Here is a 14,334-nt window from a genome sequence, read left to right on the forward strand (position 1 = left end):
CTGGGCCCGTCGCTGCTGGGTGTAATGTCTTGTGACCCGCACCATCAACACGCCAACAGCCGAAACAGATGGCCCAGCCACTATAGATATGGCCCCGATCATGGCGAAATAGCGCTGCGATAAACAGGCAGCCACCAACCGTCGTCACGTCCCGCCCCCACCTGCTATACCTTCCCTAAAAGCGCATGTCCCATTGCAGACCAATTTGGCGGCCCTTCATCATGGGTGAAAATGTCCCCGCCGCTGGGCGCGGGTCAAAGGGGCTATCCTGTCCATCAGAATTGGGTCCGCCCGCAAAGGCCAATTGTGTGTCACCACCAAATTGCACCTGATCCAGCAAATTGCGTCCATAAAGGCTAAAGCGCATGGCGGGTTGCTGCAAATCCAGCGCGATGGATGCATTCCAACTGTCAATCGCATCCACCCAGCCATAATTATTGTCGGTGTAGGCATAGCGTGTGCGATGCTGAAAATCGCTCTGTACCATCAACATATTCCGGCCCAGTGCATGCCGCCATTCGGCCCCGCCGCCCCATGTCCATGTCGGCACACGTGGCAGGTGCAGCGCTAGGTCGGCACCATCAATGACCCCATCACCTGAAATGTCATAGAATATGTGTTTATAATCCGCATCAATATAGCCGATATTCGCTCGCAAGCGCAGCGCCGCACTGGGCGAAAATTCACCTTCCAACTCCGCGCCCCTAATGCGCGCATCGGCGGTGTTATAGATGGATTGCGCCAAACCAGATGTGCTGCTGGCCATGTTAATTTCGCGCTGCATATCGCCAACTTCGGTCCAGAAAATGGCGCCCGACACATGAAATTTGCGATCATCAGACCGCCATTTCACGCCGACCTCGAAATTGTCGACCCGCTCCGTCCCAAAGGCAGGGCTACCATTGGCAGCGGCAATTTGTTCAAAAGCGGCAGGCTGGGTAATCCGCAAATTATAGCCGCCCGAGCGTTGGCCCCGCTGCCAATTGGCATAGATTTGCGTCCGTTCCGCCGCGCGCCAACTCAGGCCCAGTTTCGGCGACCAAGATGTCCAATCGCGCTTGTCCGTAAAGCCATTATTTTCACCATCCACCCGTTCTCCGTCGACCGGACAGGTGGCCGAAATGGCCGAACAAGCGGCGCGCGCCCGAACATAGGTAATCTGCGCTTGTTTGCGTTCATAGGATGCGCGCAGCCCCGCATTCAGGGTTAGGTTGCTGCTCAGGGGTATATCCGCGCTGCTATAAAGCGAATAAAGCTGATGCTGTTGGCGGCCCCCACCATAGTTTTTCGGCTGACCAAAGCCCGCCAAATTGCGGTCCTCATCATAGCCTTGTTTCTGACCAAAGGCATAAGCCCCGAACAACAGATCATGCCCATTGGCTTGATGACGATAGAAAATTTCCTGTGACCATTGGTCTTGCTGGGTACCGGTATCCGAATGGAAAATCGTCTCTGGCGAGGAATCAATGTCATTTCGGGTACGCAGCCGATAGTCGCGCCACGCGCTGATGCTGGTCAACTGCCCAGCCCCCACTTCCCATTCCGCCGTCAGGGACAAAATATGCGATGTGGAATGATGGAACCCCCGCTCATTCAGCGACAAACGGAAATTATCGCGTGGGAAAAGTCCATTATTATGCGAAGCGGCCCCTTCGCCATCGGCCTTCATCCATTCCGCCTTCAGGTTCAGCGTCAAGCGATCCGTCGCCCGAACCAGCATTTTACCGCGCAAAATGCTGGTATCAAACGCGCCAAAAGGCTGGCCATCATAATCGTTGCGGAAATAGCCTCCATCGCTGGATTGCAGGCCTGCGATCCGAATGGCCACACGCTCGCTCAGCGGCCCTGACGCGACCGCCCGAATGCTGGCGGTGGGCGCACCGCGACCTTTGGCCAAGGGCGCTTCAAAGTTTATCCGTGCGCTATTTTGCCACGTCCATGTCGGCTCGCCCGTCTTCACCAACACCGCGCCGCCCGTGGTATTGCGCCCAAACAGCACGGATTGCGGCCCCCGCAACACCTGCACCGTTTCCAAATCCAGCGCATCATACACTGCGCCAGCGTTAATCCCCATGAACATATTGTCGACAAACAGCCCAACAGCGGGGTCAATCGACGGGATGGAACTGTTCACGCCCAGCCCGCGAATGGCAAAATTGGCCGTTCCACGAAAAGTCCCAATGTCATCCAAAGACGCATTGGGCACCGCAAAACTCAGCGCGCTCAACGTATCAACATGCCGCCCCAGCAGTTGATTTTGGTCAAACACGGCGGCGCTGCCCGCATAATCATCCAGCGCGGTCGTAGCTTGCTTGGCGGTGACAACGATGGCGTCTGACGCCTGCTGATCCGCATCAGCGCCCATATCCTCCGCAGCATATAATGGCCCCGCCCAACCGCAAACCATCGCCATCAAGACGGTTGGATAAAAAACGCTACGCAATTCAGATTCCTAGCAAGAAAGCCCAGCCACCGACACAATGGGCAGCTATCCCGCGCGCTAAAGCAGTTTGCGAAGGGATGAAAGAATGAATTCCCGCGCAGCGCCATTCTGCCGCCAGCAGAACAGACACCCACCAAAGATCTCAATCATACGGTTAACAAAAAATCTTAGACCCGATTTGCACGCGGCAAACAGGCTGGCCCGACCGCGTCAAAGCTTTTGTAAGTCAGGATAAACTCCTGATGCCCCATCGCTTCGGACGCGCTTTGCGTGCCGCTCGCTACCTTTCGCGTCCAGTCGAAAATTTCGTCGCCCACCGCATCAAGGCTGGCTTGCTGACGCAAAATGCGTCCGGCATTCACGTCCATATCCTCGGCCATGCGGTCATAGGTTTCGGGGTTGGCGCAAATTTTGATGACCGGCGAAATGGCCGACCCCACGACTGACCCACGGCCTGTCGTGAACAAAATCAAATGGCAACCCGATGCGATCATCTCAACGATTTCGGCATTGTCCGAAATATTAGGGAACCCAAAACGCACCTCTCCGTCAGGCACAACGTCCATCAAATATAAGCCAGATGATGGCGGAATATCCCCCGGCTTGATCAGACCCGATATGGGCGACCGCCCCGATTTGGAATAAGCGCCCAGCGATTTTTCTTCTTGGGTGCTCAATCCGCCATCGGCATTTCCCGGTGCAAAACTGCCATATCCCAAAATAGTGTAATAGGCGGCGGCCTTGGCGACCGCAGCCTCAATCTCTTGCCCCAATTGCGGCGTTATGGCGCGCTCCGCCATAATTTGTTCGCAGCCGATTAATTCGCCTGTTTCCTCAAATATGCAGGTCGCACCCGCGTCAATCAGTTGGTCGAAACAGCGACCAACCGCAGGGTTGGCGGTGATCCCGCTCGTACCATCTGACCCACCGCATATGGTCCCGACCACCAACTCACTGACCGCCATGACCGCGCGCGGGGCGGTCTCGACCCTCGCCTTAACGCGTGCCACCGCTGCAATCCCAGCCTCTATGGTCGCCCGGGTGCCGCCTAGCTCTTGAATGACCAGCTTTTCGGCGGGCCGACCGCTGGCTATAATATCCTCCATCAATTTTGCGCGGTCAAAGCCTTCGCAGCCCAAGGACAACAGCACAGCGCCGCCAACATTGGGATGGGTGGCCAGTCTGCTGAGCATCTGAAAAGCATAGCTATTGGGATAACAACCTGGAAAACCAATCAGGTGAACCGACGGGTCATCGCATTTGGTCACAATCGCCCGCGCCACATGATGCGCACATTCGACCAAATAGATTACAAGGGTGACATTGCGAATGCCCTTGCGGCCATCGGGCCGCAAATAGCCTTGAATATGGCCTTCGTCATCCATCACAAATTGCGCCTTACCGGTCATGGCTCATTCCCCGCAGATGACGCATCGCGGCCATGCGCTGCAATATAATCGCTGGCCAAATTATGATGATGCACATGGCCGCCGCGCTCCACAGCATGGATCATCGTGCCGATAGGAAAGCCATAGCGATATACTTTGTCACCCGCCGCCAAGGCAAAACGCGCAACCTTATGTCCCAGCCCAATATCATCCCGCAAACGCACCGCCGCGCCTTCAAAAGACACGATGGTTCCCGCTGACACCGAGCATGTGCAAATCAAAATATTGTCGCTGCTGTCGAGCAATAAGAAGGCATGATCAGCGGCATTCGCACTATCCACAGACTTATCCTCCATCATCATGCGCGGCACCGATTTCGTGGCAATCAGCCCAAAACCCTTTGCATCATCGCCGCGCAGAGGGATTAGTCACCCCATAGCGGAATTGTCAAATGTGATTATATTTTCATATACGAAAACATCATGGCATAGCAGACCCCAACATTCGGGTCGATGCACAAGGTGCGCCATATGCCGCACACATTCCCGATTGGCATTTCGGCCCATAAGCATTCGAAATAAAATAAAAAAATCAGAACAAAAATTTCAGATCAAAAATATTTCATCAAATATTTCGAAAAACATCTTGCAGCAAACGAGAATTATTCTCAATAGCATCTCAAGAAAAATCAGACTCGCCTATCGTGTTCAAGGGGAAACTAGTGTCTCGCACAAAGAATCGCGCCGCCGGCCAAAATGCGGCCTATCTTGCATTAAGCTGCGTCAGCTTGATGGCCGTTCCCGCGGTCGCGCAAGACCAGCAAGATGACAGCAACGCACCGCGTCTGGGTGGCGTGACGGTCACAGACACGGTTCTGAACGAGCAAGGCTATAAGATCGACAAGCCTGCATCCCCCAAATATACCGCGCCATTGGTCGACACGCCAAAATCCATCACCATTTTGCCAGCACAGGTCATTCAAGAAAGCGGTTCTACCACTTTCGTTGAAGCGTTGCGGACCATCCCCGGCGTCACCTTTGGCGCGGGCGAAGGCGGGAACCCCCAAGGCGATCAACCCATTATTCGCGGTTTTAACGCGCAAGGCAGCACCTATTTGGATGGCATCCGCAGTGTCGGCGGCCAATCTCGCGAAATTTTTGCGATTGAACAAATTGAGGTTGTAAAGGGCAGCGATTCCACGATGGGCGGCCGCGGCGGCGCTGGCGGCAGCGTCAATTTGGTCAGCAAACTGCCGCATTTGGGCCAAGATGTGCGCGCGGACCTCAGCTATGGGACCGCAAATTACAAGCGCGCAACGCTTGATGCGAATATGCAGCTTGGCGAAACCATCGCGGTTCGCCTCAACGCCATGTATCATGATGCCGATGTCGCAGGCCGCGACGTTGTGACCAATCAGCGTTGGGGCATCTCGCCTTCGGTGGCGCTTGGCCTTGGAACCTCCACCCGTGCCTATCTGAACTATTATCACATGCAGTCGGACGACATGCCCGACCCCGGCATGCCATTTGAACGCGCGACAGCCAATTTGACGGCAGCCGCCGTGGCAGCGGACCCCAGCATCTTGCATGTTGGTCCGGCCGAGATGGTGAACGGTCAACATGTGTCGCGCCGCAATTTTTACGGCGTCGCCAACCGCGATTTTCGTATCACCAATGTTGACGAAGCGATGTTCCGCTTTGAACATGACATCAGCGATACATTGCGTGTTCGCAACACCGCAAAATATGCCAATGTTCAGCAAGCCTATATCCTGACCCAGCCGGACGACAGTCAGGGCAATGTCGCGAATGGCAAGGTCTGGCGCCGTACCAACACCCGCCATTCTGTCGTCGACAGTTTTGCGGACCAACTCGACCTGTCGGGCGAGTTTGAAACCGGCGGCATCCGGCACAGCTTCTCGGCTGGTTTGGATTTCAGTTGGGAACAATCCAAGCGCGGCACCTATGCGGTGAACACGGGCTCCACCACCCTGCCCGGCACCACCACCAGCATCACCAACGGGTCCAACCCCAGCTTTACATCGCGCCGCTGCAACAATGCCGGAGCGGGCGCAGGCCAGACGACCGAAGTTGGCGCAGGCTCAAACTATAACTGCACCAGCCTGTTCAACCCCAACCCTTATGATCCTTGGGTGAATTATGCGGCTGACGGCGTAACCCCAACGCCCATCACCAAAAATGCCGCCAATAACTTCACCACCGCGACCACCTACGCCATTTATGCGGCGGATACGGTCACCATCACCGACAGCTTGTTGCTAAACTTGGGTGCCCGCTATGATTGGTACAGCACCCGCAGCCGCACTGTGGGCGGTGCCGACTTGTCGTTGAAAGACCAGTTTTTCAACTATCAAGCTGGCTTGGTGTTCAAGCCAACGCCCAACGGCAGCATCTATGTCAACTTCGCGAAATCGACCACGCCCGTTGGTTCGATGGTTGGCGAAAGCACCGATGGGAATAATATTGGCGTCACAGCGGGTAAAATCACGCTCGAGGATTTGAAGCCGGAAAATAGCAAATCCTATGAAATCGGCACCAAATGGGAATTGTTCGATGCCGCATTGGCGTTGAATCTGGCCTTGTTCCGCACCGAAACAACCAATGCCCGCACCACCAACAGCGACGGCTTTTTGGAATATATCGGCGAACGCCGTATCGATGGCGTCGAATTTGGGTTTAACGGCAAACCCTTGCCGTTCTGGAATATCTTTGGCGGCTATACCTATATGGATGCCAAAATACGCTATGCTGGTCCCAACAATGTCAGCAATGGTCGCCCTTTCCCCAACACGCCAAAGCACAGCTTCACCGCATGGACGACCTTTGACGTGACAGAGCAGTTCCAAATTGGCGGCGGTGCCATTTACAACAGCAAGCAATATGGAAACTTCCAAAATATTGCCAATGTTGGCGTGGCGGACCGCAGCGTACCAGGTTACTGGCGCTTCGACGCAACAGCCTCGGCAGAGCTTTCGAAAAATGTCGAATTGCGGGTCAATGTGCAAAATCTCGCCAACAAGCGTTATTATGATCGCACCTATGGCACGCACTTCGCCCAAATCGCGGCTGGACGTTCCGCTTTTGCAACGCTTAGCTTGAAATATTGACGTCTGTCACATCGTGACAGGACCCAAGCGACATGCCGGCCCTGTCACACCATAGCAAATGGCAACCTAAGGCATGATCATGCCTTGGGTTGCCACATTTAGTTGGACAATTGGCCATGGGCACAACCAAGCCTCGTGATAATATGATGATTTCCGATATTCGCTCCGCATCCAGCGGAGCAGGAAATGGGAAGGCCAATTTTCACGCCATGCCGCCGTCCGACCAGCGGAGCTCATCCCCCCCTGCCCCTGCCGCAGCGCCAAAGGGCAACACCGCCTACTCCCCCCTGCCCGCGCCGACGCGCTATGGTGCCCACCAACGAACCAATGTCCCCGCCCTGACCGCTGCTATTGGCATCGCCGCTTTGGCTTTTTCGGCCGTGATGGCGGGCCAAAGCATGGTCACGAAAACCAAAATCGAACGGCTCAACGTCTTATCCATCGAAGCGCCGCCGCCCCCGCCCCCAGCACCAGAACCCCAACCGCAAAAGCTGACGCCCCCGCCAATCACCTTGCCGCCCACCCCCTTGCCGCCGCCCGTTGATGCCCCGCGTATAGAGGCTGTTGTCGCGGTCCATACACCGCCCCCGCCCGCGCCCGCGCCAGTACAAAATGACCGCCCAGCGCCCAATGCATCGCCTAGCCCCGCTGCGGTGCCTAGCCCGCCCGCCGTGGAAAATGCCGGCGACATGTCCAGCAGTATGATTTCGGCCACGCCGCCGCGCTACCCATCGGAATCACGGCGCTTTCGCGAACAAGGCATTGTTATTCTGCGCCTCGTACTGGGCTTGGATGGACGAGTTTCGGACATTCGCGTCAGCAAAAGCAGCGGCTATCAGCGATTGGACCAAGCCGCCTTGGCAGCGGTCCGCCGCTGGCGTTGGTCGCCCACATTGCGCAACGGTGCGCCCGTTATCGTTCAGGGGCTGGTTGAAATCCCGTTCATTTTGCAGGAAAAGCCCTAAGGTCAATATCATCGCCGCTGGGCCTGCCGCTGCCCTGCGACCGCTCCGGCCCCTGATGCTGGCATGAGGAACCAAAGCTGACATGATCGTAAAAATCCCATCCTTGCTTTCGCCCGACGACCTGCGCGATATCCGTCAAAAATTGGCGGCCGCGACATGGCAAGATGGGCGCGCAACGGCGGGACACCAAGCGGTGCAGGTCAAACAAAATCAGCAATTGGCGCTGGACGACCCCGCCGCCAATGAAATTGGCAAACTGATTATCGCGCGCTTGGGCCAAGCGCCATTGTTCATCGCCTCTGCGCTGCCCAAGCAAGTGTTGCCGCCGCGTTTCAACCGCTACACTGGCGGCGGCACCTATGGCAATCACATTGACAATGCGCTTTTCCCCCTTCCGGACAGCAGCGGCTATGTCCGCACCGATTTGTCCTGTACGCTTTTTCTGAACGAGCCCGAGGATTATGACGGCGGGGCATTGGTCATCACCGACCATGCCCAAGACACGCGCATCAAATGGGCCGCCGGTGATATGGTGGTTTACCCCAGTACCAGCCTGCACCGCGTTGAACCGGTAACACGCGGCGAACGGCTCGCTTCCTTTTTCTGGGTTCAAAGCTTGATCCGCAATCAAGCACAGCGCGACATTTTATTCACCATGGATCAGGCAATTCAATCCTTGAATCAAGATGTGGCGCGGACCGAGGCCATGGGCGAAAATCAAGCGATTGCATCGCTGACCGGCGTTTATCATAATTTGATGCGTTCATGGGTCGAAAATTGACGATGGATATGGATGTCGCACATAGTGCTTCTGCATCCGCCGCGCCCCACCCGCCTTTGGACCAAATTCCCGCGCATATCGAAACGCTGGCGGATTATGAGCGTCTTGCGGCGCATCATATGGACGCCGCAACATGGCGGCATATTCAATCCGGTGCGGGTCACGGCCAATCCTTGATCGACAACCGAAGTTGTTTTGATCGTTTTCAGCTTATTCCCCAAATGCTGACGGACATGACGGGGGCCTCTACCCGCATCGACTTATTGGGCCAATCCTACGCCGCTCCGCTATTTCTGGCACCCGTAGCTTATCTTCGCTTGGCCCACCCTGACGGCGAAATCGCGGCAATCCGCGCGGCGACGGCCATAGGCGTGCCCATGATGGTCAGCACCCTGTCCAGTTTCCGGCTTGAGGATATCGCTGACGCCGCCCGTGCAGCGGCCGAGGCGCTAAACCGCCCCTGCCCGCCCTTATGGTTCCAGCTTTATTGGCAAGCCGATAGGGCCGATAATGAACGACTCATCCGCCGCGCAGAAGCCGCAGGCTATGGCCATATTGTGCTGACGATCGACGCGGCCATAAAGCGGTCAAATTTCGCGCTGCCCCATGGCATTACTGCCGAAAATCTGCGCGATATGCAACGCATCAGCGTCAGTTCTACCCCCGATGATGGCCAGATTTTATTCGGGTCACCATTGATGCAATCCGCCCCCACATGGGACAGCCTGTCATGGCTGCGCAAGACCACGGACCTTCCCCTGATCCTCAAGGGAATATTGTCCGCCGATGATGCCCGCAAAGCCGCCGACCATGGCGCGGACGCGATTGTCATCTCCAATCATGGTGGCCGCGTGCTGGACGGCCTGCTGTCGCCTTTGTCGGCCCTGCCGCTCATACGGCAGGCGATGGGGCCAGATTACCCCCTGTTGATCGACAGCGGCTTTCGTACGGGCACCGATATCGTCAAAGCCTTGGCGCTGGGCGCCAATGCCGTGCTTATTGGTCGCCCGCAACTCCACGCGCTGGCCGTCGCCGCCATGCCGGGCTGCGCCCATATGCTGCATTTGCTGCGCGCGGAATTGGAATTGGCGATGGCACAGCTTGGCCGCACATCCCCCGCCCAATTGGGACCAGACCTACTTTGGTCCCCTTAACGAACCGGCGGACACAAGCGCTGTCCGCGATGGAGAGCCCAGCAAAATAACGCATTGGGGTTGGCATCTGGGATGCATGGCCTTTCGAGGGTCAGGACCTATGTATTTCGCGATCGAGGTTTGAGGCGATAGGCCGCAGGGCGAGGAGGGAAGACGAAGGAATATGAAAATATTCCAAGGATTTTCGACGAAGCCATGGGGCCTATCGGTCAAATCCCTACGGAACGCCGAAATGGCTTCGATCTCAGGCTCGTTCGTCCTTGCGGGTAGCGATGCTACCCGCTGCGTCCACCCGAACCTGATATCTTCGCCATTTCGACGCCTCGAACGTGAAATACATAGGCCCTGCCCCTAGCATTGTCGGTCCCGCCCATAGCTTCTGGCTTGCCCGCCGTTACGGGCCATGATGCTTAGAAACGGAAGGTCAAATAAGTGGCGGCATAGAATAAATCCTTTCCGCCCACCAAATTCCGCGTCACATCTGTATAATTGGTATAAAAACCAAGGGTAGTGAACGGGTTCAGGCTATATTGCCCCGACAAGGTATAACGTGTGCCAAAATAGCGTTCGTCGCTTTGCGCGCTATCGAAAATAATCGCTCCCGACAAAGCGTGAATGGCGTCGTCACTTTGCGTCCGCCACAGCCCAGCCACCGATGCGTCCATCTTTAAACGCGATGCAGGGAAAAAGCTGATCATCGGCTGTAGCACGGTGATATTTTGATACCCCAAATCGCCATTATAGGTCAGCGGACGAGGAAAAAGCGGTGCGAAGGTGCCGGCCTTGTCATCATGACGATCTTTGTCGCCCGAACCGCGATCAAAGCGCAATGCCGCACGCGGCTTCCAACCGTCTGTCCAGCTATGCGCCAAGGTCGCGCTGGTGAAATTGGCGTCAATGCTCAGCGCGCCATAATCGCCCCATTGCTGCTGGCGTTCGACTTCCAAGGTCCAGCCTTGCTTTGCCCCGACCGCACGCAACGACAAAGTTTTGCGGTCATCATGCCCCAAGGGCAGATTGTTGAACCGCAAGGTCGCACGGTCCGACGAAATGAACAGCCCCTCAACCCGCAGGCTTTCTGCACCGCCGCCCCATTGATGGGTCAAATGCGCGCCGCGAAAACGGAAATCCTTGTTCCGCACATCATCAAAGCTGCCCAATTTCTCGGTGACGGCATAGCCGCTAAATAAGCCGCCATCCCAGCGACCAAATTTCCCCATGATGCGCAGCGCATCTTGCGAACGGCGGGCATTGGCCCCTTCGCGCATATCAAATTGCGTGAAGCTACCAAGGCCCATTTCTTGGCGGCCAAAGCGGGCGCTAATCTGCCCTTCGCCCACAGGCAAGCGCGCTTCGATAAAGGCTTGGTGGATATCTGCCTTACCCTGATCAATCGGGGTCACAAGGCTGTCCAAGCCCCAGCTTTGCGCATGTTCTATGTCAACAAAGGCGCGCAGCACGCCGCCCACATGCACGTCGCCCCACAGGCGCGCGCGGATTTGGAAATTACCGTCATCATCTTGTGCGATCATGCCATAACGTTCCCCGCCACGATATTCGCCGCGCAGGCGCAATTCGCCGCCCAAACTGGCATAACTATCACCGCCCAAGGGGATATATTTTAACCGCGTCCAGTCATTTTGGTCGCGAACCGCGCGAAAGGCAGAGTAATCTTCTTCGTGATTAATCGGCTTAAAGGCGGGCTTGGGCGCTTTGGCCGGCAGCGGCACAGAAGCGGGTGCATCTGCGACCGTGGATGCCGTCTCCGCCGCAGGCCCCGTCAAAATAGCCGACGTGCCAGCAACAACAACAGTGTCAGCGGCGATGGTCGTAGCAGGTGCAGCATAAGGCGCAGGCTGCACCAACGCAGCCGCCAGCAAAGGGGTGGTTGCGAACAACATAGATTAACTCCCGTAATATATTAAATTTATTTCATAAAAATTTTGTGCGCGCTGCGTTGAAGCAGATGCACGAGAAGGCCGAAAATCAGCCCCCAAAAGGCCGAGCCCAGTCCGGCAAAGCTGATGCCGGAAACAGAAATGACGAAGGTGAATAATGCTGCGTCCCGCCCTTCGGCGGCGCGCATCGCATCACCCAAAGATTGTGCGACCACCGGAAATAGCGCCAAACCTGCCAAGGCCGCGATCAGCGCGACGGGCAACGCCGCAAATAACGCCAGCACACTGGCCGCGAACAAGCCGAAAACCAAATAGGTGACACCGCCAGAAATACCCGCAACATAGCGTTTCGCAGGGTCTTCATGCGCCTCGGAACTCACACAAATTGCCGCTGTAAAGGCCGCAACATTCAGGCCATGACACCCAAAAGGTGCCAACAGGATCGATGTCAGACCGCTGAAGGACAATAAGGGCTTGGCTGTTGGGCGATCATATCCATGCGATCGCAGCATGGCGATGCCCGGCAAAAATTGTCCGGTCAGCGACACCACTGCCAAAGGCAGGGCGATGCTCAGCGTAGCAGCCCAATCAAATTTGGGCGTGGTCCACACCGGCTGCGCTACCTCCAGCGACAGCAATGGTCCTGACATATTACCTGCCAGCCACGTCATCACACAGCCCGTTACCAACACGGCGACCACCGCATAGCGCGGCGCGATAATTCGCCCTGCGAAAAATGCGGCCATCATCGCGCCGACCATCAACGGAGCAGATGTGCTGGCGCCGGCCATATCGATCAGAAATCGGAACAATATTCCAGCCAACATGGCCGACGTAATCGCGGCAGGTAACAAACGTAGCAGTCGATCAAAGGCGCCCGATAATCCCACAATCAGCACCGCCGCATTGGCGATGATATAGGCCCCCACAGCCGTCGCAAAATCGGTGTGGGGCAACATCGTCACCAACAAAGCGGACCCTGGGGCGGACCAAGCAATCACCACTGGCACACGCCAGCGCCAACTCATGATGATGCCCAGCAAACCGCTGCCAATGCTGATTGCCCATATCCAAGAAACGACCAGCTTTGGTTCCAAGCTTTGCGCCGCTTGGAAGATAATCACCAAGGGGCCCGCATAGGAAATGGTGGTGGCAATGATTCCGGCGATAATGGCCGGAATCACATTGATCGACAGCTTGGATGCAGATTGGGTCAGCATGATTCGCTATCTTTATCTTTGCTTAGGCCGCGACGGCCAATGCCCGTGCCTGCGCTTTGCGGCGACTGATCGAATAGATGATCGTCGCCACAACCGCGATGACGCCTGGGATAGCAAAGACCACAAAGTTCAGGGTCATCGGCAATTGTGCCGCCAACAAACCACCGCCCAGCATCGGTCCTACAATCGCGCCAACACGGCCCATACCAGACGCCCAGCCCAATCCGGTCGAGCGAACGGCCAGCGCGTAAAAATCTGCCACACATGCATAAAGCAAGATCTGCGTACCCGTTGTACCCGCGCCTGCGATAAAGATCAGCAAGTACAGCACGACCATTGGCGGTTTGAAGCCCAGCAAGCTGATGCAGATCGCGCCCAACAGGAAATAGCCGATCACGACACGCGGCAGGCCAAAGCGATCGGCCAAGCGGCCCCCCGCAATCGCGCCAAACATACCACCAAAGTTCAAAGCCAGCAGGAACGACAGGCTGCTGCCCAAGCTATAGCCCGCGCTGCGCATCAATTGCGGCAACCACGAACCCAACGCATAGACCATCAACAAGCAGCAGAAAAAGCTGACCCACATCGCCAAGGTGCCGACGGTGCGATGGTCGCGAAACAATTCCGCAATCGACGCGCGCTGCGAACCGCTATCTTCAAATTGCAATGCGCCATTGCCCACGGGGCCACCAACGATTTTGGTCAAAGCCGCACGCGCGGCGTCATCTTTGCCCTTGCGGATCAAAAAGCCGATAGATTCCGGCAGGCCGCGCAAAATCAACGGCAAAGCCAACATCGGAACAGCCGCAGCAAAGAACATCGCTTGCCAACCAAAGGCTGGAAGCATCCAAATGCCAAGGCCCGCGGCGACCATACCGCCAATGGCATAACCACTGAACATCAGCGCCACCAAGGTGCTGCGCATGCGCTTGGGCGCATATTCATTGGTCAGCGCCACCGCATTGGGCATCAACCCGCCACATCCCAAACCAGCGGCAAAGCGCAACAGGCCGAAAATGACGGGTGTTGTTGCGAATCCGCTCAGGAAGGTCGCCACGCTGAACAGAATAAAACAAATGGCGATACAGGCTTTGCGGCCAATCCGATCCCCTAGCGGCCCGAATAGAAGCGCGCCGGACATCATCCCCAGCAAGGCCCAACTGGCCAATGCCCCTGCTTCCGGAGCAGTCAACTGCCAATCCTGCATCAGGCTTGGAAGAACAACCCCGTAGATAAATACATCATACCCATCAACAATCAGTAACAATGCACATGCGGCGATAATTTTTAAATGAAATTTACTGAATTTTGCTTCATCAATAATCTGGCTGGCGTTAACAACACCCATGTCAGACTCT

General features: G+C 56.2%; 10 protein-coding genes. 4 read left to right on the top strand and 6 right to left on the bottom strand.

What is annotated here, in order from left to right; genetic code table 11:
- Positions 1 to 175: 175 nt before the first annotated feature.
- The 3 genes from LKO31_RS11410 to LKO31_RS11420 form a co-directional block, all read right to left on the bottom strand.
- Positions 176 to 2,443: a TonB-dependent receptor gene (locus LKO31_RS11410; protein WP_227690692.1), complete on the bottom strand. Its 2,268-nt coding sequence runs from the start codon at positions 2,441 to 2,443 to the stop codon at positions 176 to 178.
- Positions 2,444 to 2,610: 167 nt separating this feature from the next.
- Positions 2,611 to 3,852: a UxaA family hydrolase gene (locus LKO31_RS11415; RefSeq protein WP_227690693.1), complete on the bottom strand. Its 1,242-nt coding sequence runs from the start codon at positions 3,850 to 3,852 to the stop codon at positions 2,611 to 2,613.
- A complete protein-coding gene (locus LKO31_RS11420; RefSeq protein WP_227690694.1) occupies positions 3,849 to 4,172 on the bottom strand; it encodes a UxaA family hydrolase in 324 nt (107 codons plus the stop codon). Before LKO31_RS11420 ends, LKO31_RS11415 begins: the two co-directional genes overlap by 4 nt.
- 380 nt (positions 4,173 to 4,552) lie before the next feature.
- Between LKO31_RS11420 and LKO31_RS11425 the strand changes: the two genes are divergently transcribed.
- The 4 genes from LKO31_RS11425 (at position 4,553) to LKO31_RS11440 (ending at position 9,858) form a co-directional block, all read left to right on the top strand.
- Complete coding sequence (locus LKO31_RS11425) at positions 4,553 to 6,958, top strand: TonB-dependent receptor (RefSeq protein WP_227690695.1); 2,406 nt, start codon at positions 4,553 to 4,555, stop codon at positions 6,956 to 6,958.
- A 116-nt stretch (positions 6,959 to 7,074) separates the two neighbouring features.
- On the top strand, positions 7,075 to 7,923 hold the full coding sequence (locus tag LKO31_RS15010; protein ID WP_265104631.1) for an energy transducer TonB: 849 nt from the start codon (positions 7,075 to 7,077) through the stop codon (positions 7,921 to 7,923).
- 82 nt (positions 7,924 to 8,005) lie between these two features.
- On the top strand, positions 8,006 to 8,704 hold the full coding sequence (locus tag LKO31_RS11435) for a Fe2+-dependent dioxygenase (protein WP_227690696.1): 699 nt from the start codon (positions 8,006 to 8,008) through the stop codon (positions 8,702 to 8,704).
- Positions 8,689 to 9,858: an alpha-hydroxy acid oxidase gene (locus LKO31_RS11440; protein ID WP_227690697.1), complete on the top strand. Its 1,170-nt coding sequence runs from the start codon at positions 8,689 to 8,691 to the stop codon at positions 9,856 to 9,858. Before LKO31_RS11435 ends, LKO31_RS11440 begins: the two co-directional genes overlap by 16 nt.
- Before the next feature lie 410 nt (positions 9,859 to 10,268).
- Here the strand turns inward: LKO31_RS11440 and LKO31_RS11445 are convergent, their stop codons facing one another.
- Genes LKO31_RS11445 through LKO31_RS11455 form a run of 3 tightly spaced genes read right to left on the bottom strand, consistent with a single transcriptional unit; the run spans position 10,269 to position 14,324 of the window.
- Complete coding sequence (locus tag LKO31_RS11445; protein WP_227690698.1) at positions 10,269 to 11,759, bottom strand: alginate export family protein; 1,491 nt, start codon at positions 11,757 to 11,759, stop codon at positions 10,269 to 10,271.
- 26 nt (positions 11,760 to 11,785) lie between these two features.
- On the bottom strand, positions 11,786 to 12,976 hold the full coding sequence (locus LKO31_RS11450; RefSeq protein ID WP_227690699.1) for a benzoate/H(+) symporter BenE family transporter: 1,191 nt from the start codon (positions 12,974 to 12,976) through the stop codon (positions 11,786 to 11,788).
- A 22-nt stretch (positions 12,977 to 12,998) separates the two neighbouring features.
- Complete coding sequence (locus tag LKO31_RS11455) at positions 12,999 to 14,324, bottom strand: MFS transporter (protein ID WP_227690700.1); 1,326 nt, start codon at positions 14,322 to 14,324, stop codon at positions 12,999 to 13,001.
- Between the last annotated feature and the right edge of the window lie 10 nt (positions 14,325 to 14,334).

The organism is Sphingopyxis yananensis (assembly GCF_020687785.1).
GTDB lineage: Bacteria > Pseudomonadota > Alphaproteobacteria > Sphingomonadales > Sphingomonadaceae > Sphingopyxis > Sphingopyxis yananensis.